Raw genomic sequence first — 18,606 nt, 5'->3', positions numbered from 1 at the left:
TTTACCAGCCTAAAAAGAGCGTCTTTGTCTGGGTGTAACTGTCTATGGCATGGAAGCCGTTCTCTCGCCCTATCCCGCTCTCTTCGGTACCGCCAAACGGCACCTCGGGAGGGAGGGTGAGGTGGCGGTTCACCCAGACGATCCCGGCGTGAACATGGGTAAAAAACTCTTTAACCGTGGCAAGGTCCCGGGTCCAGACCGACGCACCAAGGCCGTACAGCGAGCGGTTTGCTTCGGCAATCGCGGTGGCAAGATCCGGGAAGGTCATCACCGGTAAGACCGGTCCGAAGATCTCGTTTTTCAGCAGTGCCGCATCCGGGGGCACGTCCCCGACCAGTGTAGGCTTATAGAAATTACCCCGCTCATACTCCTTTCCCGGTACCGGACAGCCGCCGGTCAGAATCTTTCCTTCATCGTTTGCAGTTATCTCATGGACCACGGTTGCGATCCGGTCGCGCTGGGCAGGGCTGTTGAGCGGGCCCATATCGGTTCCCGGTACAAGCCCGTTTCCAACTTTCAGCCCCTCGACCTTTGTAGTCAGCTCGCGCATGAACTCTTCGGCAATCTTCTCGTGCAGGTACAGCCGTTTTACCGCAGTGCAGACCTGTCCGGCGTTATAGAACCGGCCCCGGATCGCCCCTTCGACCGCTTTTTTTACATCTGCATCGGCCATCACAATCATCGGGTCTGAGCCGCCCAGCTCCAGCGTGAGCGCTGCAAGCCGGTTACCGGTAAGCTCCCGAATCCTCCGGCCGGTGATTCCGTTCCCGGTAAAAGAGATCTTTTTTACCCTCTTGTGCTGCACGAGCGCCTCTCCTGCGATCTCTCCTGATCCGGTCACCACGTTGAGCACTCCGGCCGGGAGACCCGCCTCGGAAAAGAGCCCGGCGATCTTCAGATTTGTGAGGGGTGCAGTGGATGCCGGTTTGAGGACAAGGGTATTTCCGGAAAGGAGCGCCGGGCCCACCTTCCAGCCCATGATGATCACCGGCATGTTCCATGGGATGATCGCGCCGCAGACTCCCAAGGGGACACGTGTCACCAGGCAGTCGCCGGCTTTACCCAGGCTGACCGCTTCGCCGGCCGGCTTGCCTGCAATAGAGGCATAGTACTCAAGGATATTGGCACAGCCCCGTACCTCATCAATGGCTTCCCGGATCGGTTTTCCCTGTTCCCGGGTTAACAATTCGGCCAGTTGTTTGTGGTCCCGGCGCACCAGTTCTGCGGCCCGGCCAAGGAGAAGGCCACGCTCCCTCATGGTTTTTTCCGACCATGCCCCAAATGCGAGATCCGCAGATTCAACTGCCGCATTCACATCATCCTTTGACCCGGCCGGTACCCGCTCGACCAGTTCCCCGGTTGCCGGGTTTATTACCTCAATCCATGCGGAACCGTTACCTGCGTCCGCTTTCCCGTTGATAAGCATCTCCATACAAATGACCCCTGCCGGATCTGTCCGCAAGCCACCTTTAAAAGGGCAGCGGTGATCCGGCCCGGTTATGGGATGACGGACGGAGGAGCAGATGAGGGAATATCAATATCGGAAGTATCCGATGAGAGGCTGCGGATCCTGCCGGTCAGTGCCGTATGATAGGCCCCGGTTCGTTCAAGCTGGGCCTTAAACTCCCGGCCCTGGACAAGGGAAATAAGGGAGATAATCCGGGGATCGCCGAGCATCTCCCTGCGCATCACCAGTTCGTACTGCTCCTTTGCAAGGGGGAAGAACCGGAGCCCGTGGGATGTGGCCAGCCCCTCCGAGCAGATGCCCGCATCGGCCTGTCCGGCCTGGACTGCGGCCGCTATCGCACCCGGGGTTGCTGCTTCAGTTGTGTATCCCCGTACCTGGGCCGGGGAAAGGTGGTGTGAGGCAAGCAGTGTATCAAAGAGGAGCCGGGCCGGTGTGTCCCTGCCCGAGTTGACCCAGCAGACAGTATCAAGGGTATCGGGACTAACTCCCTTTGACGAAACAATTCCCTGCTCCCGGGTGGCGATATTGACAAAGACAAGATCCATGGATTCAAGCAGGGAAAAAAGGGTAGCGTTTTCCCGGAGCAGGGAGAAGGCCGGCAAGCTCATGGGCGCTGCATGGCAGGCATTCCGTTTGAGCGAAAGGATGGCACTGGTGTTTCCCGCATTTGCCGTATGGATGAAGAGTCCCCGGTCATGGGCAAGGTTGCCCAGTTCCTCAAGCACCGGGTCGATGGCACCTGAGAAGAGAAGCGTCCTCTCGATATTGGCCGGGTCGGTGGTGAGGAAAACATCGAGCTCATGTTCTGCATCGTACCCCTCGATCCGGGCCGGGATATGGGCATAGCCGTTGGACCTGACAGTGGACATCTGTACAACCGCGCTCCGGGAGCGGGCGATCCCCCAGTGCCGGGTGCCGATTCTTCCCACAGAGACCGGGACAAACTCGTCAAACCCGAGATCTGATGCAAGGGGTGTGGCAAGACGTGCACGGACCACGTGTTTCGCGAAGGGTGCAAGCCCCCAGTGTTCCAAGAGCGGGACGGCAAACTCGCGCAGCACGGTCTGGGCTGCAAGGGGATAGCCGGGCAGACCGATAACCGGTGTTCCTGAAATCTTCCCTAGCATCATCGGTTTACCCGGTTTTACTGCAACCCCATGGAAGATCAGCTCGCCGACCGCAGCAATTGCCCCGGCTGTGAAGTCGCGAGTGCCGGCCGAGGAACCGGCGGAGATAATAACCAGGTCGTTTGCGGTTGCAGCGGCCCTGAGTGCTTCTTCAATAAGGGTGGGATCGTCCCGGACAATGGGCAGGCGCGTACAGGAAGCCCCCATAGATTCGAGAAGCACCTGCGCCATGATAGTGTTACTCTCCACCACCTGCCCAGGCCGCGGGTGGACCCCGAGCGGGACAAGCTCGCTTCCCGTGGGGATGATGCCTACACCTGCGGTGGTGGATTCGATCTCAGTGATCCCATAGGTGGCAAGGGCCCCGATATCAAAGGCCCGCACTACGTGCCCTTTGGGGAGGACAAGCCGTCCCTCCCGGATGTCTTCCCCGGCCGGGCGAACGTGCTGCCAGGGGGAGGCACTTTTCCGGATCTGGAATTTATCACCTACCTCCCAAGTGTCCTCAATCATGATCACTGCATCGAATCCTTCAGGGAGAACGTTTCCGGTATTGACCCGTGCTGCCTGCCCGAGCGTGACCGGGTGCTGTTCCGAGGCCCCGATCGTGTCCCGGCTCTTTACAGCAATCCCGTCCATGGCAGCAAGGTTTACCTCGGGAACCGCGTACCGGGCATACACCGGTTGTGCCACGGCCCGTCCCAATGCCCGGATAACCGGGACTATCTCGGTCCGGCCGGGACCGGGAAACGTGGATTTGAGAAGGGACAATGCCTCGTCAAACGAGGTAAGGGAAAGGTAGCGTTTTACCATGCGGCACCCCCGGTCTGTTCTGTAGCAGCGGGAGCGGCTAAAAGGAGTTTCGTGCGGGACATGGAATACGGTCCGTGCCGGTGCGGGGCCGGTTTTAGTACCGTTTCCCGGTGATCCTCAATAAAGAATTCGATGCAGGATCATTTTTTCATCAGACCCCGGGGGAATCACTAACCCCGGTGATTGTCACATCTTTGGATTACCGGAGTGTGTTTCGGAAGAGAATATTTCGCCGGATCTGGTTCCCGGGAGGGATCCGATCTCACGTGGGAAGTGCGGGTGAAGAAGGCAAAAAAGACCGTGGCAGTTGTGTTCTATTCTCCCACGTATGCGATCTGCCACCGCATGAATCCATATTTCCGACACCTGTTAAGAAAAGGATTAAGGATGTACTTCTGCGGTGGAGACAATGCGCTAAGTACTCAGCAGCGATTGATCATGAGATTAGCGCATATGGCAGATCCAGTCCCAGTTCTGGCAACCGGCTGGCAGAGTCCGACAAAGTTACATTTTAATACATCAATGAACAAAAGTATGCATCAGGTACGGTTTCCCCGCCATGACAGGCGGTATCGCATCACGTTTGTGTATGCCCCTCTCGATCCAGTGCCTTAATTCCGGTGTGAAATTATCATGAAGTCAAAAGACATTGCCATTGTCGGTATCCTGCTTGCCATCGGGGCTATCCTGCGGTATTTCCTTGCCATGCTCCATACCCCGCTGACGCCCAACATGATCATTGCGTTCTACTGCCTTGCGATCATCCTGGTCCGTCCAAGAGTATACGAGGCCCTCGGAATAGGTATCGTGGCCGGCCTTCTCTCGATGCTGATATCCAGTTCCATATTCCCCCCGGCAAACCTGATAAGCGAACCGCTGGGTGCCCTCTCCTGCTTTGGCCTGTACGCGCTCCTCTCGTCCCGGACAAAGTTTGCCCCGACTGTCACCACCTTCCTTGCAACGCTCGTGAGCGGCTTTTCCTTTGCGGCTGTTGCGATCATCTGCGTTGCTGCCACCATCCTTTCCACGTTCAATGGCAGTCTCGGCGCATTTGTCGTGGTCTTTGTCCCGATCGTGGTTATAACGGCAGTGTTTAATGCGATTATCGTTCAGATCCTCTACCTCCCCGCGAGCCGGGTGCTTGTACGAGGATCCGAATGATCGAACTCTCCAAAGTCAGTTATACCTACCCCCACACGGTGCAGGAAGCCCTGCACCAGCTCTCCCTTGTTCTGGAGAAAGGTCACTGCATCATGGTCACCGGCCCTTCAGGTGCCGGCAAGACCACGCTCTGCCTTGCAGCTGCCGGGATCCTTGCCCATGAGTACGGTGGGAAAAAGGCCGGCATAGTGACGATCAACGGCAAAAATGTTGCTGATTATCCCGGTCTTTCCGCCATTGCAGAGACAATCGGGATCGTCTTTGACGATGCCGAAGCCCAGATGATCTTCACGACAGTTGAAGAAGAGATCCTCTCCGCGCTTGAGTACCGCGGCCTTTCCCCGGAAGAGATTGAAAAGCGCCTTTCTGAGATCCTTGAGATTACATACCTTACGTCCCTCAAGGATCGCTCCCCTCATCATCTCTCCGGTGGCCAGAAGCAGCGCGTGGCCCTTGCGGCAACACTTGCCTTGGGAAACGATGTCCTTATTCTCGATGAGCCGACATCAGAACTCGACGAGCATGCCACCCGGCGGATTGTCTCTATTCTTAAAAACCTCAAAAGTCTGGGAAAGACCCTGCTTATCGTAGAACACAAGTTCTCGCACTTCCATGAGATCATCGATACCCTGGTCGTAATGGAGCACGGTGCCATTACTTCCATCGGTCAGCCCGACGAGGTTCTCAAAAACGACCGGATCCGGAAGATGGTGATCCCTGACTTCTCCGGGATCCGAGACGGGATTATCCCCGCGGCGCCGGCAGCAGGTACGGTTCCTGCCATCGATATCCGGCACCTCTCGTACTCGTACGGCGAGGTAGAGGCCCTGCACGATGTGAACCTTACCCTCACGCCCGGCGAGTTCGTGGCGATCGTCGGGGAGAATGGTTCTGGCAAGACCACGCTTGTCCGGCAGTTCAACCGCCTTCTCACTCCCACAGCAGGAGATGTCTTCATCCATGGAAGGAATACAAAGGAGTGCACGGTTACGGATCTTGCCCGGGATGTGGGCCTGGTATTCCAGAATCCGGACCACATGTTCTTTGCCGATACGGTAAAGGAGGAGGTTGCATTCGGGCTTGAAAACCTCGGTATCACGGACCGGGATGCCGTTATCGATGCAGCGCTTACTGAGGCCGGACTCCTGCACTCAAAAGATCTCTATCCCCGCTGGCTTTCCCGGGGCGAGCGCCAGCGGCTTGCCATTGCCTGTGTGGTGGCCATGCGGCCGAAGATCATTGTGCTTGACGAGCCTACCACCGGCCTTGACGGAGATGAAGCACGCCTCGTTATGGAGATCCTAAAGAAGCACCAGCAGCGCGGGCACACGGTCGTGGTCATCACCCATAACCGGGAGATTGCCCGGGACTGCGCAGACCGGATCATTGCCATGGACCAGGGACGTGTACTTTCGGATACCCGGGCGGGAGGAGAGGGATAATGGCCGAGATCCTGCAGTACGTGCATAAGGACGGCCTCTTCCACCGGCTCTCACCGTTTTCGAAGATCCTTCTCATCATTGTCATTGCCGTGATGTGCGTGCTTGCCACCGGCATCCCCTTCCTGCTCCTGCTGGTTGCGGCTCTCATCGTTCTTGCCGTTGCAAGCAACCTCCACCGCGAGCTCTTTGGCCAACTCAGGCTCCTGCTCGTGATGAGCGTGATCTTTATCGTGATCACCGTGCTGACCATGCCAAACGGCCCGGTTGTCGGCACGGTCATACCTCAAAGCGTGCCATTGATCGGTGGGGCTATTCCGGTTACTGCCGGGGCGGTGATGATCGGTATCGTTCTTGCCCTCCGGTTTGTGGTGCTGATCTTTGCCTTCCAGCTCTTCCTCATCTCCACCCAGCCCCGCGACCTCGTGCATACGCTGGACCGGCTCCACATGCCGGTGGACTATATCCTGATGTTTATTATTGCGCTGCGTTTCATCCCCACCCTCCAGATTGAAGGGAAACGGATCCACGAGGCGCAGCTGGCCCGGGGTTATAACCCGGGGACCGGCCTGCTCGGGAAATTCCGGAGCGTCCAGCCCATTGTTGTCCCGCTGGTTTCAAATGCCCTGCTACGATCTACGGTGCTTGGCCTCACCATTGATATGCGGGGGTACCGGACCGGGACACGGACCCGGGTGCGGGAGCACCGGTTCGGGACCGGGGATTATGTCATGATCTCCGGTATTGTGGTTGCTGCTGCTGGTTTTGCCGTGGCTGTGATTCTTGCACCGGCAATGATCTTCTGATTTTCTCCAAATTTTTCATCGACTTTTCATGCTCCGGATATTTTTGCCGGCACTCTTCCAGCGATCCGGAGATTTCCATTTTACACCTGCAACCACGCATCAAAAAATTTTCCGGTACCGGAACGAAAACAGTGCCCGAATACCCAATGCCAAGGTTTGAACCGGATTTCCTCCAAACAAGACCTCCCCTCAGAAAGGAGGTAGAAAGCTGAACTAATCCGGGCCCAAATTAAGCCCGGATGACCCTTTTTTAGATCCCAAAAAGCCCGTATCGGGCTTCTTTTTAAAACAAGCCCAAAATGGCCGTATTTTGTCAAACGGACGAAATAAAAGGTTCACGAAAAGGCCCTTTCCTGCTCGTTTCCGGATCAAAACGGGTTTTTGTATGATCCCGGAAAAAGATGCCGAAAAAAGGCCGTTATAGGCCGATTATGAGCATTATATGGGGCTCAATTTGGGCTTATTTTGATGAAAAGAGTGATTAAAATGGGTTTTCTCCACGCGAATCGAAACGGAGCGTTTTACGGGCGTATTTTTTTAGGCCGGTTATGCCAAAAGCAGGTGGGCCGGGGCACCCGCCAACCATGATCCCGAATCTGCCCTGATCCCCGTTTCGACGCGATCACGGCAGACATTTTCGCGTTGCGATGATCCTTTTTGATCGTGCATCATTTGGATTTTGTACGCTTTTCTTACGATCACGATAATCTACCGGACAAATTGTAAAAAATGATTATCACATAATCATTGCATCATGAAATCCGGCTGATGCTTGTTTGTATGAGGCTCAAACGTGCCGGTTCGCGAAAATAACACGATCGCGGGAATAAGGATGAATGAGCGGCAAGATTTTTTTTGTCGCACGCGGGTAAGTGTGATTGTTATCGCATGCCGGAACAGCCCGATTCTGCGCCCGTGAGGCCGTAGCCGTGCTTGCCCCTGGGAGGGCGCGGTCGCGGTTGGGGAGATCTGTCAGAAGTTTAACCGAACAGAGAAACCAAATTGAGCAATAAGATGAGATTACTGTGAAAATTTATAATTCAGAAGAGATTAGTATCGTTATATGAATTCGGGTAAAAAGGCAAATAGTGAAATTTGCTTTTTCGTTACAATTGTAAATAAAGTGACTATTTTTATCCCTTGTTATATTTGTGGTTTTATACTTGCAGTTCTAATTGAATCTTTGAATGTAACGCCCACTTTTCCTAATGATTATTTCAGTCAAATTGCGAATGCCTGCATTGTTGTATTGTCTGTAATAATAGCAACAATTTATGCAGTTATCGCAATTGTTGTTTCTCAAAAAGATACGATTGAAATCAAACAAAAAAGTAGAATTCGTTCTTGCTTAACAGGTTCGATAATACCCTTTTTGGGAATAGGCTCTAGTTTATTATCATTGATACTTTCGGCTTTTTCGTATGATGAAGCGAAAATATTTCTTGCGATAGCGGTCTTTATAACAGTTACAAGTTTTGGAGTAACCTATCTAGTAATGACTCGTTTGTTTCCAGCAGATGAGAATAAATCTTAATTTTCAGCAACCTATTTTGAAATAGGTACGATATGCGCATTTAGAGTAAATTGAGAAGCTTTAATGTTGTAGAACCTTGACAAAATAATCTACCGAGCTGAGGTTTGTGAGAAACGATATCATTTTTGGAATTAATAGGGAATAATCAATTGGGCAAATGAAATCTCACTTGAAAAGAAAACGGAGCGCCTCGGCCGGGACTTGAACCCGGGTCAAAAGCTCCGGAGGCTTCTAGGATGTCCACTACCCTACCGAGGCAAAATTTACCTTACTTAATCTTGTGTACTTCCTTATAAAAGAGAAGGTTCACCGGCCCCTCACTGCTTTTTAACCTGGTACAGGTGCCAGATCTTGCAGGCTCCTTCGTGGCTGACCATGCAGGGCCCCACCGGGGTCCGGGGCGTGCAGACCTTGCCGAAAAGCTTACAGTCCGTGGGTTCGGCAATCCCGCGCAAAACCTTGTCGCAGATGCAGGCCGAGTGCTTGCTGACCTTTTTGTACACGATGCCAAACTTCTTCTGCGCATCGTACTGCCCGAATTCTTCTTTGAGCCGGAGACCTGACTGCGGGATAACCGGAAATCCCCGCCATTCAACATCCGATGGTTCAAAAACCTCGTACATGATCTTCTTTGCTTTTGCGTTTCCTTCCCGGGTGACTACCCGGGGGTAGGCGTTATCCACCCGGTGCTTTCCCTCGCGGACCTGCTCCACGAGCATGAGCAGACCCAGAAGGATATCCTCGGCCTCAAAGCCTGCAACCACCTGCGGGACAGGGAACTGTTCATACTCATCGTAGCCCATCACGGCGCAGACATGGCCGGGGAGCATAAACCCGTCAAGTTTTGCCTCGCCCTGTTCGAGCAGCCACTTCATAGCCGGCGGGACAACACGGTGGCAGGAAAGGATCGAGAAGTTTTTCGGGGGATTGGAAAGAATTGACGCAGCTACGGTTGGAGCGGTGGTCTCAAAACCCACCGAGATAAAGACCACCTCTTTATCGGTCTTTTCTGCGATCTCTACAGCCTTGTGGATTCCCTGGACAACGCGAATGTCGCCCCCGCACGATTCAAGCGATCCTTTCGAGCCGGGTACCCGGAGCAGGTCGCCATAGGTTGCAATAATGCAGCCCTTCTCCACGAGATCGAGGGCAGCATCAATCTCTCCCTGCGGCGTGATGCAGACCGGGCAGCCGGGGCCCATGACAATCTTTAACTGCGGCGGTAGGATGCTGCGCAGGCCGGTGCGGGCAATTGCCGCTTCGTGCGTCCCGCAGATGTGCATAAAGGTCATATCCCGGTCCACCAGCCCCCGGAGTGTTTCTGCAATCTCGTTTCCCGTCGCCATGGTATCTTACACTTATTTACCGCTGCCAGACATAAGAGTACTCATATGAATGATAACCTGCTTTTTGCCATCGCAACCATTATTGCCGGTGTTGTGGTGGCAATCATCGCACGGATTATCGTGCGGTGGCTGGAGAAGTTTGCCGAAACCACCGAGACCAAGTGGGACGATATTATCGTCGCCGCAATAGGTACCCCGGTCCAGATCGGTATCATCGCGTTTTCCCTTTACATTGCCCTGAAATATTATGACATCGTGCCGGCCCAGTACGCCTGGATCCTCTCCGGTAAGGTTCTCGATTCGATCTACATCCTGCTCGGGACCTGGATCGCTGCATCCCTCCTCCACGATATTGTCCGGATCTATGGGCGGCAGATTGCCGAGTCAACCGAAGGGGACATGGATGATCGTATTGTCGACCTTCTCGAACTTGCCGTGCGCTACGTGGTCTGGTTTGCCGGGATCATGCTTGTCATGGTCAACCTGGAGATCAACATTACTCCCTTCCTTGCCGGTGCGGGTATCGCAGGTATTGCCCTTGCGCTCGCTGCACAGGACCTGATCTCCAACTTTTTTGGCGGGGCCATTATCACGGTGGACAAGCCCTTCAAGGTGAGCGACCGGATCGAGGTTGATACCTATTATGGCGATGTGCTCGTGATCGGGACGCGGAGCACACGGCTCCGGACCCTTGACGGGAAGATCGTCACCCTCCCAAACAATAAGATCACCACCAACAGCGTCGTGAACTTTTCCGAACCGGATCCCCGGATCCGGTACACCATCCCCATTACTGTGGCGTACGGAAGCGATATTTCCCGGGTCAAACAGGTTCTTCTTGAAGTCGCAAACGATGCAATAAAAAATACGGATTTTTTTGATAAGGATCAGGTCCCGAAAGTGTTTTTTCAGGAGTTTGGGGATTCGGCCCTCAATTTTATTATTTATGTCTGGGCAAAAGCCTACAATGTCTCTGATGAGGCAAAAGATGAGATCAACACCCGGATCGCGGCACGATTCGCGGCAGAGGGAATCGAGATCCCGTTCCCGCAGATCGATGTGCATGTGAGGAAATAATTTTTTAGGCCCCTATCGGGTTTTCATTTCAGATATGTATCCAGAATTTGGATAATTACGAGGGTCCCCTACATCAGGGCCCCTTTCGGGGGGCAGCGGCATCCATCTCACGAGTCAGGGATGTGAGAGCGCCCCATCGCTCTCCGGGCTATTTTTTGAAGATAATGTTTTGCAATGAGTCTGATCTCTTCTCCCCAAATCCCGGATCAGCACGTTTATGCCGATGAGTTCCCACACACTCTTCTAAAATGCTTGGCATCTCCACGCTCTGCCTCCTTGATGAACCGCTCCCCGTAGCGCTGGATCGTATTGCAGGGGTTACCGGTGTAATCGAGGTGATGGACGAGGGACGCCATTTCCTTACAAATGCCGAACCTCTTCTTTCCCATACCTGTACCTTTTCTCTTCATTCGCCCAGCCGGGGGACAAACCTTGCAAGCCTTCTCGAACCGATCCGGCGGGCGAGCGCGGAAGTGATTACAGAATGTTTTGCCATTGCTGCCGAGGTCGATGCGCATGTCGTGGTCCATCCCGGCTACATTGCCTGGCCCGGAGAACAGGAACCTTCACAGGTGCAGTTATCCCGGTCGCTCGCGGAGCTTTCGGCAGCCGCCCGTGACTATGGGATTACGTACTCGGTAGAGAACATGGGTGACTGGGAGCATTTCCTGTTCAAGACCCCGGCCGAGCGTTCCCTGATTGGCGACTGCGGTTTTACCCTTGACGTGGGGCATGCGCACCAGAACCACTGCCTTGCCGGATTTCTCAAACACCCCGCGCAGCATTACCACCTGCACGACAATGACTCCACGGCAGATTCCCATCTTGCCGTGGGGAGGGGAACCATAGATTTCGGGCCGGTGATGGCGGCGGTAAAAGAGAGCCGGGGATCGCCGGTGATTGAGGTGGCAGACTTTGACGGGGCGGTGGCAAGCTACCGGTTGTTGAAGGGAATGCTGTAACGATGTGTTGGGGTGGGTCAAACAGGCAGAAATCCACAGCGATTTACGCAGGGATTTGGGGAGTTTCCGCAATATTTTATAAGGAAAACCTACAATGTATCTAGGCAATCTGCCAGTGTGGCCCAGCCGGTGCAAACCGTCTTGTTCCAGACCTGCAGAAAAAGCATGCTGTGCCTAAGTGACTCAGCCCGGCAGAGTACCTCCTTGGTAAGGAGGAAGTCGCGAGTTCAAATCTCGCCTTAGGCTCTTGTTTTTCTTTTCTTTTTGCACAATAAGCGGGATATTTCCCGGTATCTTAATGTCCGGACTGGTATCCGAAAAAAGATTTTTTAGTATCCCATTCGCGAGCTCATCATTGCCGCGTGTATGATGGGCAGGAAAAAGACCACAAGGAAAACCGCCACGACCACGAGCGGGATGAGAACCGCAATAACCATTGCAAGTGCCGCCCGGGCAGGGCTTAATCCTGCAAGTTCGCGCAGGCCAAGGATATCAAGGATAAACGACCAGACTGCAAAAAGGATACCTACAACAGGAATCCACCCGAAGATGAGCGCGGGTGTCAGGCCGTACAGGAATGCCTTGAGTGTCTGCCCCGCCCCGTTTCTCCCGCCAAGAATCCATACCCAGAGATGGACCCAAAGCCCAAAGAGGCCGGAAAAGACAAACCCGAAGATGAGGATCTCAAGAAAGACGATTACCGGCATTACCGCCATAAATTTTGAAGCAAACGGATTCATTGTCCCAAAAAAACCCGATGAGCTTAATGCAGAAAACAGGAGCGCATTCATGAGTGCGGACATGACCGCAAGAAACAGAAGGAGGATCCCGAAGTACGCGACCACCGTTTTCCCCGGATCCTCCTTTGATGCCACAAAGGTCTCCACAGGGTTTGCGATAAGCCCCCGGGCCCGTTCAAAAAGTGCATAGGTCATATAAGGATCGAATACCCGCTATGCCTATTTAATAAATCCGTTTTTCCGGCCGTTTTATGGGAGTACACTCCCGGTATCCGGGCTGCAACAACCATGCATTATAAAAAAAAGTGTTTCCTTATGATGCAAAAAAGGTGGAAAAGAGGAACAGTACCGAAAGAAGGTAGAGGATATAGATAAGGACCGGTGCCCCCACGCAGATTGCAGCGTTCCGGGCTGTCAGCTGCCGGGCATGTTTCATACCAAAGATCCAGCAGTATGTGCTCCAGAGCAGGAAGATGATGGCAACGATCATCGTGATCCGGGTGTACTGCACCACTACCGGGTTGTTCATGAAAGCCTGTGTTGCGCTCAGGGCTGCTGCGGGATCGGACAGGGAACCCTGGAAGAGGTGTTCGGCGGTGAGCCGGGGAATGTACACAAGGCCCGTGGCAAGTGTTACCAGGTAGCCAAGCACCAGGGGTAAAAACCCGTACCCGATTGTTTCCAGACTGCGGGCAAAGGTGCCCTTCCCTTCAAAGAGCAGGGAGATAAGGTAAAATATCCCGGTGATAATCGCCCAGTAAATAAAAACGCCGACAAATGCACCGATCACCGAGAGGATCAGGACCAATCCGGGACCAAATCCGGCCAACCCCATCATCTGTGTGGTCATACTTGAGGCCAGGTAGCCGGAGGCTGCGGCAATTATTGCACCGGCAAGAATAATGATTGCAGGGAAAACGAGGTTTTCGGGTTCTGCTGCCCGTTTCTGGAAAAATGCATCGGGCCGGAACAGGAGTTCGATAAGATCAGGAGCCATAGATAATCTCGTCTTTTTGGTTCAGATATAATTATTGCAAGCTTTGTTTTGGGTACAGGAAAAGTCCGGATCCCGGTAATCATCCGGATATCCGTGGTGTCCGGCGGGAAAGATTATTCTGCCGGACCTTGTTTTTTCAGGGCCCCGGAAGTAAGAGACGCAGTTTTTGCATTCATGGGGACAACGGCAATCGTATTGCCACTCTCCTGACAATAGGTTTTAACCCGGCGGAATACATGCGGCACCATCGATGCCGGTGTGAGAAGCACCGAGCATTCCCCGACAAGTGCCCGCAGGATGCTTTTATCGATTACGCCATACGTAAAATCAAGCGCTATCGATTTCTGCTCGGCAAGGTTCTTCGCCCGGGTTCCCATTGCCCCACGCTTGTGCCCGGGATTGTCAGCCACCCACGCCTTGATTTCATCGGCCCCTGTCGCATCCACATTGCAGACCGCGATGGTCCCAAGGGCCCTGTCTGCCCGTGGTTTACTAAAATTCTGTTCGAGCGAACTGACCAGCTGCAGAACGGACTTTGGCGACTGCGTCTTTTCCACCATCTTTCGCGAGAGGAGCTCCGTGTAGACTTCCAGCACGGCGGGCATCCGGAGATTCGAGGACGTTACAAGCGCCGGATCCGTAAAGACTTCCTCAGGAGTTCCCGAATGAAGAACTGTTCCTTTGTTCATGAGGATGATCTGGTCCGCCCACAGGTATGCAAGCTCTACATCATGCGTGGAGATAATGATCGTCGCGCCTTTTGCATGGAGCTCGTCAAGCAGTTCCATAAGATCCGCAGCACCGGCAGGGTCGAGCGAACTGGTTGGTTCATCAAATACGAGAATCTCCGGGTCCATCGCAAGCGTCCCTGCAATCGCAGCCCGCTTTTTCTCCCCGCCGCTCAGCTGGTGTGGCGGGCGTTTTTCGAATCCTGCCAGCCCCACCTCAAGAAGGGCCCGGCGGACGACCTTCTCGATCTCGCCGGGTTCCATGCCAAGGTTGAGCGGCCCGAACGCCACATCCTGGTATACCGTTGGAGCAAAGAGCTGGGTATCCGAATTCTGGAAGACCATACCGACTTTTTTCCGCACCTCACGAAGCGATCTGCTGTCGTACCTGAGCGGTTCTCCATCGAGAAGCACACGCCCCTTTGAGGGTTCAAGAACCCCGTTTGCCATCAGCATCAGGGTGGTTTTACCGGCACCGTTCGGGCCGACCAGCGCAACCCTGGCTCCTTTTTTTATCGAGAAAGTTACTCCGGAGAGTGATTCCCGGCAATTCGGGTAGGCATAATGTATATTGTCAAATTCGAGCAGGTTTGTCATGGTTCACCTAAAAAGGCACTATTGTGCTGGTCATAATTGCAACGGCAATGCAGAGACCCAGATAGATCGCGACAGAGGCAATTGCCGCCGGTTTCGGAGGATTCTGCCGGCCCGGCAATGCCAGTTTGCCGTCATAGCACCGCGAATCCATAGCGATGATCAAGTCTTCAGCTTCTTTCCATCCACGGATGAAAAGCATAGCACCAAGCATCGCCATCGAATTCAGGGATCGTTTGAACGTGGTATACCCGTGCCGGATAGTCTGTGCGTTATGGATTGCGATCGTCTGGGCGATAAAGACGAAGATAAAATGGTAAATCAGCATGGAGAGATCGACCACAACGGGGGGGACACGCAGTTTGTGCATGACAGAAAAAAGTTCAATCATAGGAGTTGTCAGCGCAATGAAGAAGAGCCCGCACATCCCGCCGAATGTCCGGACAAGGACGAGGGATGCAAGGTTTGCGGAGCCTGTCGTGATGGTCAGCGGAACATTTGCAACGGTAAATGTAAGGAGGGTATCTCCACTCCCGCTTAAAAACAGGATAACGATCACGGAAGAGAGCGCAAAAATTACGGGAATAAGAAGGAGTTCCGCATACACCCGTACCGGAATTTTTGCGAATACCAGGGTAATTGCTGAAAGAGTAATGAGAATAAAAAGCGGGGCAAGCGGGGCGGGGGAAGCAACGCAGACGAGTATCGCTCCCAGACCAAGCGCGAGTTTGAGATAACAGTTTACGTCACGTAAGGCATTTGTCTGTGCATAATAATCCAGGTTCTCTTCCATAAATGTCATAGTGAGTACCTATCTTCGGACGTCCCGGACGTCAGTAAATTAAATGGGGAGTTACGCTTGGTTCCCACTATCCCGTTTTCCCCGGTAAAATCCGAAGAAGTACCCTATTACAAATGCCCCAAGGCCGGACTGAATACTGAAGAGCAGCGACTCAACCTCGGAACTGGGCGGGGTCCAGAGCGGCTGAATCCACGGTGTGTATCCTGTTGCCTCAATGGCTGCACTGCCCTGATCGTCCGATCCCTCCCATTTTGCCTGGGCCTGGGTATTCTGCTCGTAAAGGAATAGAACTGCGAATGCAACGATAAACACAATGAAGATGATCTCGAGTTTGTATTTTTTGAAGAATCCGGGGATCATTTAAAACCCTCCATAATTTTTGTCACCTGTTCCGGGGTGAGCACTTTGAGTTTAACGAGAATGTCGCCCCGGCTCTGGACGATATATTTGAACACGAGCGCGATAAGGAGTCCTTCAACGATCGCAAGGGGAACCTGGGTAACTGCATAGATTGCAAAGAATGTTTCAAAAGAGACCAGGAAACCGCCGTGCGTTGCCGGGAAGGCCGCGGCAAGCTCGATTGCCGTGATAACATACGTAAAGAGATCTGCAACAAATGCGACGAGGAAGATGTTTACGAATATGTTCAGATTCACTTTCTTTGCCACCCGGTATACCAGATACCCGAGGAGCGGCCCGGCAATTCCCATCGAGAAGTCATTGGCCCCGAGCGTGGTAATCCCCCCGTGGGCCATGAAAAGTGCCTGGAATATAAGTACGATGGCGCTGAGAACGCAGGTGATGAACGGGCCAAAGAGGACGGTCGATAGCCCGGTCCCCGTAGGGTGGGAGCAGCTGCCCACTACCGGAGAGGGCATTTTCAGCGACGAGAGCAGGAAGATAAAAGCACCGGAAACCGCAAGAAGCGAGAGGGTCTCACGGTGTTCCTTCACCTGTTTGTTCAGCAGATAAATTCCATAGATGATGAACGGTGCAGATACAATATACCAGAAGATGCACCAGTTCAGGGGTAAGTATCCTTCCATGATGTGCATGATAACCCGGGATCATATTTACTTTCATTAACTAAATAAGAATTGCGAAATAGAATGTGTAATTTAAAACAGACAATTTAGAATGTTTAATTTACAATTGCGTCTCTGGAATTCATCGCCCGTAACCGGACATACGGGGGCGCACTATCCGGGATCCGGTGCAGTATTTTTCCCCCTCCCCCGGGACACGGGATTGTCGTCTGTCCCGGAAGGTTTCCGGCAGTCCGTGAAATCAGGTCCCAAAAAAACGCGATTATGCATGCCCCGCCAAAGACCGGGAGATCCTCCGGTCCGCGGTAAGTCTCCCGGGAGGGGTGTGGCTCTTTCCGTCAGGTTTCCAATCCTGTCCGGTTACTCCTGTTTTTTCCTGAGTTCCTCTGCAAAGATATGGAGGAACCAGCCGTTGAGGCTGTAGGTCAGGCTGATGGAGTTACAGAACTGGGCAAGCAGCCGCTCGCGTACTGCAGGAGATCTGACCTGTTCGATTTGTTCAAGCTCATCATGCAGCCGGATCAGGGTGTCTTTTGGCAGCGTATGGATCCGCCGCTCGAAATAACGGATCTGGAGATCGGTTATCAGGGTGTCGTGACCGGACAGGTTTTTGATATATTCGGTAAAGCGCGGCTCGCTTTTCCGGATAAAATTCCCCCGGATCGTCTCGATTGCTGCGGGACTGGTAAAGACGCCGCGGATCTTCCGGCGGATCCGGCGGGTCAGGGAGAATTCCTGGACCTGCGATTCGATAAAATCTGCATACTCCTGCTGTTCTTCACGGGAGAGCATACCCGGTGGTTGTCTTTTGCTCCCAAAAGGGTTTCGACTCCTCCTGATTCCCAAACAGGATCCTGCAACGCAGTTATGTACCCCGCCCCTCTTTTTCCACAAAAAGAGGATCGAGCCCGAGCAGGGTGTTGACCCACGAAAGTTCATCGGAGAACGAAACGAGCGTGACTACCATTAAGGTGAAGGGAACAGAAAAGAGCATCCCTGCAAGGCCAAGCAGCCAGCCCCAGAAGATCACGGAGAAGATGACAACGAGTGCCGGGATCTCGAACTTGCGGGATGCAAGGTAGGAGAAGACCGGGTTTTCCACGATCAGGTTGAGGACGCAGACAATGGCAACAACGGCAACCGCTCCCCAGATTCCAAACTGGAGCCAGGCAAAGAAAATGGCCGGGATCGCAGCGAGAATCAGGCCGAAGTACGGGATGTAGCCAAGGACAAAGGTCAAAATCCCCCAGAGGACCGCGGCATGCACCCCCATCAGCGCAAGCGATCCGCCAAAAAGTATCCCGTGAACGAAGTTTGTCTCGGTGCGCACGACCATGAAATCCACGACAAACCCGCTCATCTTTGCCAGGTGCCAGAGTTTCTCCGGGCTTTCTTTGAGCATCTCTTCTGTCCGGCTAATCATTGGCGGGGCTTCGAGCAGGATGAAAAACGTGGTAACCGCGATAAAGAAAAGGTCCATCATATCGGCGCTGAGGTTTGCAAGTGATGAGACCAGTGCCGGGATAATGGCTGCGAGGTTGGGTACGGATGAAAAGAGAAACCCGGTGCTGATACCGTAGGATCCAAGGAACGTCGAGATATCGCCAAGCCTGAGCGCAAGTTCCTGCTGGTACAGGGGGAGATCGGTGATAATAACATTAAAGGACATGACCGTGAGCTCTACGAAGAGTACGACACAGATCACGGCAATGAGTGTCACCATGCCAACTGCCGCCGGATAGGGAAGGCCCCGCTGCTGCAGCCATCGTGTTGCCGGGTAAAGCAGGAGGGCAAGCACGAGTGCGACCAGAAGAATGGTAACAACCGAGCCGGTCATTTTTATCCCAAGGACAATAATGACCAGAAGCCCAAGGCAGAGCAGGACGCGCTCGGTCACGGAGAGGGAAGAGGGAAATGACATTTACCTGCTATTCTGTGTTTCTCTCATAGAAAGATTCCCATGAAA

The 18,606-nt window shown here is 53.5% G+C and carries 17 protein-coding genes and 2 tRNA genes; 7 read left to right on the top strand and 12 right to left on the bottom strand.

The window, feature by feature from the left end; translation table 11 throughout:
- Position 1 precedes the first annotated feature (1 nt).
- Both MBOO_RS06835 and MBOO_RS06830 read right to left on the bottom strand, forming a co-directional pair.
- Positions 2-1,432, bottom strand: coding sequence for an aldehyde dehydrogenase family protein (locus MBOO_RS06835; protein WP_012106857.1), 1,431 nt, complete (start codon positions 1,430-1,432; stop codon positions 2-4).
- A 65-nt stretch (positions 1,433-1,497) separates the two neighbouring features.
- Positions 1,498-3,408: a molybdopterin biosynthesis protein gene (locus tag MBOO_RS06830; protein WP_012106856.1), complete on the bottom strand. Its 1,911-nt coding sequence runs from the start codon at positions 3,406-3,408 to the stop codon at positions 1,498-1,500.
- A 633-nt stretch (positions 3,409-4,041) separates the two neighbouring features.
- Between MBOO_RS06830 and MBOO_RS14160 the strand changes: the two genes are divergently transcribed.
- From MBOO_RS14160 to MBOO_RS13890, 4 genes are all read left to right on the top strand, one after another.
- Complete coding sequence (locus MBOO_RS14160; RefSeq protein ID WP_012106854.1) at positions 4,042-4,569, top strand: tryptophan transporter; 528 nt, start codon at positions 4,042-4,044, stop codon at positions 4,567-4,569.
- Complete coding sequence (locus MBOO_RS06820; RefSeq protein ID WP_012106853.1) at positions 4,566-6,011, top strand: ABC transporter ATP-binding protein; 1,446 nt, start codon at positions 4,566-4,568, stop codon at positions 6,009-6,011. Before MBOO_RS14160 ends, MBOO_RS06820 begins: the two co-directional genes overlap by 4 nt.
- Positions 6,011-6,814, top strand: coding sequence for an energy-coupling factor transporter transmembrane component T family protein (locus MBOO_RS06815; RefSeq protein WP_012106852.1), 804 nt, complete (start codon positions 6,011-6,013; stop codon positions 6,812-6,814). Before MBOO_RS06820 ends, MBOO_RS06815 begins: the two co-directional genes overlap by 1 nt.
- Positions 6,815-7,877: 1,063 nt before the next feature.
- Positions 7,878-8,348 carry a hypothetical protein gene (locus MBOO_RS13890; RefSeq protein ID WP_157677626.1) on the top strand — a complete coding sequence of 157 codons (471 nt, stop codon included), beginning with the start codon at positions 7,878-7,880 and terminating at the stop codon, positions 8,346-8,348.
- 186 nt (positions 8,349-8,534) lie between these two features.
- Here MBOO_RS13890 and MBOO_RS06810 read toward each other — a convergent pair.
- Positions 8,535-8,606, bottom strand: a tRNA-Arg gene (locus tag MBOO_RS06810).
- 59 nt (positions 8,607-8,665) lie between these two features.
- The gene (gene hypD, locus MBOO_RS06805) at positions 8,666-9,694 is read right to left on the bottom strand and encodes a hydrogenase formation protein HypD (protein ID WP_012106851.1); all 1,029 of its coding nucleotides are present in this window, start codon (positions 9,692-9,694) and stop codon (positions 8,666-8,668) included.
- A 45-nt stretch (positions 9,695-9,739) separates the two neighbouring features.
- Here hypD and MBOO_RS06800 point away from each other — a divergent pair, with 45 nt between their 5' ends.
- The 3 genes from MBOO_RS06800 to MBOO_RS06790 all read left to right on the top strand — a co-directional run bounded on the left by MBOO_RS06800 (position 9,740) and on the right by MBOO_RS06790 (position 11,979).
- Positions 9,740-10,771, top strand: a complete 1,032-nt coding sequence (locus MBOO_RS06800; protein ID WP_012106850.1) for a mechanosensitive ion channel family protein — start codon at positions 9,740-9,742, stop codon at positions 10,769-10,771.
- A 248-nt stretch (positions 10,772-11,019) separates the two neighbouring features.
- Positions 11,020-11,733: a sugar phosphate isomerase/epimerase family protein gene (locus MBOO_RS06795; protein ID WP_012106849.1), complete on the top strand. Its 714-nt coding sequence runs from the start codon at positions 11,020-11,022 to the stop codon at positions 11,731-11,733.
- 172 nt (positions 11,734-11,905) lie between these two features.
- Positions 11,906-11,979, top strand: a tRNA-Thr gene (locus MBOO_RS06790).
- 83 nt (positions 11,980-12,062) lie between these two features.
- Here the strand turns inward: MBOO_RS06790 and MBOO_RS06785 are convergent.
- The 8 genes from MBOO_RS06785 to MBOO_RS06750 form a co-directional block, all read right to left on the bottom strand.
- Complete coding sequence (locus MBOO_RS06785; protein ID WP_048068352.1) at positions 12,063-12,668, bottom strand: YIP1 family protein; 606 nt, start codon at positions 12,666-12,668, stop codon at positions 12,063-12,065.
- A 118-nt stretch (positions 12,669-12,786) separates the two neighbouring features.
- Entirely contained in the window at positions 12,787-13,470 is a 684-nt protein-coding gene (locus MBOO_RS06780) for a YIP1 family protein (protein WP_012106847.1), read from the bottom strand.
- A gap of 113 nt (positions 13,471-13,583) precedes the next feature.
- Complete coding sequence (locus MBOO_RS06775) at positions 13,584-14,795, bottom strand: energy-coupling factor ABC transporter ATP-binding protein (protein WP_012106846.1); 1,212 nt, start codon at positions 14,793-14,795, stop codon at positions 13,584-13,586.
- A gap of 7 nt (positions 14,796-14,802) precedes the next feature.
- Positions 14,803-15,594, bottom strand: a complete 792-nt coding sequence (gene cbiQ, locus MBOO_RS06770; protein ID WP_012106845.1) for a cobalt ECF transporter T component CbiQ — start codon at positions 15,592-15,594, stop codon at positions 14,803-14,805.
- Between the two features lie 51 nt (positions 15,595-15,645).
- The gene (locus MBOO_RS06765; RefSeq protein ID WP_012106844.1) at positions 15,646-15,954 is read right to left on the bottom strand and encodes an energy-coupling factor ABC transporter substrate-binding protein; all 309 of its coding nucleotides are present in this window, start codon (positions 15,952-15,954) and stop codon (positions 15,646-15,648) included.
- Positions 15,951-16,649, bottom strand: coding sequence for an energy-coupling factor ABC transporter permease (locus MBOO_RS06760; protein WP_012106843.1), 699 nt, complete (start codon positions 16,647-16,649; stop codon positions 15,951-15,953). Before MBOO_RS06760 ends, MBOO_RS06765 begins: the two co-directional genes overlap by 4 nt.
- 351 nt (positions 16,650-17,000) lie before the next feature.
- Positions 17,001-17,432: a hypothetical protein gene (locus tag MBOO_RS06755; RefSeq protein WP_048068351.1), complete on the bottom strand. Its 432-nt coding sequence runs from the start codon at positions 17,430-17,432 to the stop codon at positions 17,001-17,003.
- 73 nt (positions 17,433-17,505) lie between these two features.
- Positions 17,506-18,561: an AI-2E family transporter gene (locus MBOO_RS06750; protein WP_012106841.1), complete on the bottom strand. Its 1,056-nt coding sequence runs from the start codon at positions 18,559-18,561 to the stop codon at positions 17,506-17,508.
- Between the last annotated feature and the right edge of the window lie 45 nt (positions 18,562-18,606).

Source organism: Methanoregula boonei 6A8 (genome assembly GCF_000017625.1).
Taxonomy (GTDB): Archaea; Halobacteriota; Methanomicrobia; order Methanomicrobiales; family Methanospirillaceae; genus Methanoregula; species Methanoregula boonei.
The sequence above is the reverse complement of the archived record's forward strand: the minus strand, read 5'-3'. Positions and strand labels throughout refer to the sequence as shown.

Bases quoted from the DNA above. Each gene is read 5' to 3' on its own strand.
- MBOO_RS06835 (WP_012106857.1), bottom strand. From the start codon at position 1,432: ATGGAGATGCTTATCAACGGGAAAGCGGACGCAGGTAACGGTTCCGCA.
- MBOO_RS06830 (WP_012106856.1), bottom strand. From the start codon at position 3,408: ATGGTAAAACGCTACCTTTCCCTTACCTCGTTTGACGAGGCATTGTCC.
- MBOO_RS14160 (WP_012106854.1), top strand. From the start codon at position 4,042: ATGAAGTCAAAAGACATTGCCATTGTCGGTATCCTGCTTGCCATCGGG.
- MBOO_RS06820 (WP_012106853.1), top strand. From the start codon at position 4,566: ATGATCGAACTCTCCAAAGTCAGTTATACCTACCCCCACACGGTGCAG.
- MBOO_RS06815 (WP_012106852.1), top strand. From the start codon at position 6,011: ATGGCCGAGATCCTGCAGTACGTGCATAAGGACGGCCTCTTCCACCGG.
- MBOO_RS13890 (WP_157677626.1), top strand. From the start codon at position 7,878: ATGAATTCGGGTAAAAAGGCAAATAGTGAAATTTGCTTTTTCGTTACA.
- hypD (WP_012106851.1), bottom strand. From the start codon at position 9,694: ATGGCGACGGGAAACGAGATTGCAGAAACACTCCGGGGGCTGGTGGAC.
- MBOO_RS06800 (WP_012106850.1), top strand. From the start codon at position 9,740: ATGAATGATAACCTGCTTTTTGCCATCGCAACCATTATTGCCGGTGTT.
- MBOO_RS06795 (WP_012106849.1), top strand. From the start codon at position 11,020: ATGCTTGGCATCTCCACGCTCTGCCTCCTTGATGAACCGCTCCCCGTA.
- MBOO_RS06785 (WP_048068352.1), bottom strand. From the start codon at position 12,668: ATGACCTATGCACTTTTTGAACGGGCCCGGGGGCTTATCGCAAACCCT.
- MBOO_RS06780 (WP_012106847.1), bottom strand. From the start codon at position 13,470: ATGGCTCCTGATCTTATCGAACTCCTGTTCCGGCCCGATGCATTTTTC.
- MBOO_RS06775 (WP_012106846.1), bottom strand. From the start codon at position 14,795: ATGACAAACCTGCTCGAATTTGACAATATACATTATGCCTACCCGAAT.
- cbiQ (WP_012106845.1), bottom strand. From the start codon at position 15,594: ATGACATTTATGGAAGAGAACCTGGATTATTATGCACAGACAAATGCC.
- MBOO_RS06765 (WP_012106844.1), bottom strand. From the start codon at position 15,954: ATGATCCCCGGATTCTTCAAAAAATACAAACTCGAGATCATCTTCATT.
- MBOO_RS06760 (WP_012106843.1), bottom strand. From the start codon at position 16,649: ATGCACATCATGGAAGGATACTTACCCCTGAACTGGTGCATCTTCTGG.
- MBOO_RS06755 (WP_048068351.1), bottom strand. From the start codon at position 17,432: ATGCTCTCCCGTGAAGAACAGCAGGAGTATGCAGATTTTATCGAATCG.
- MBOO_RS06750 (WP_012106841.1), bottom strand. From the start codon at position 18,561: ATGTCATTTCCCTCTTCCCTCTCCGTGACCGAGCGCGTCCTGCTCTGC.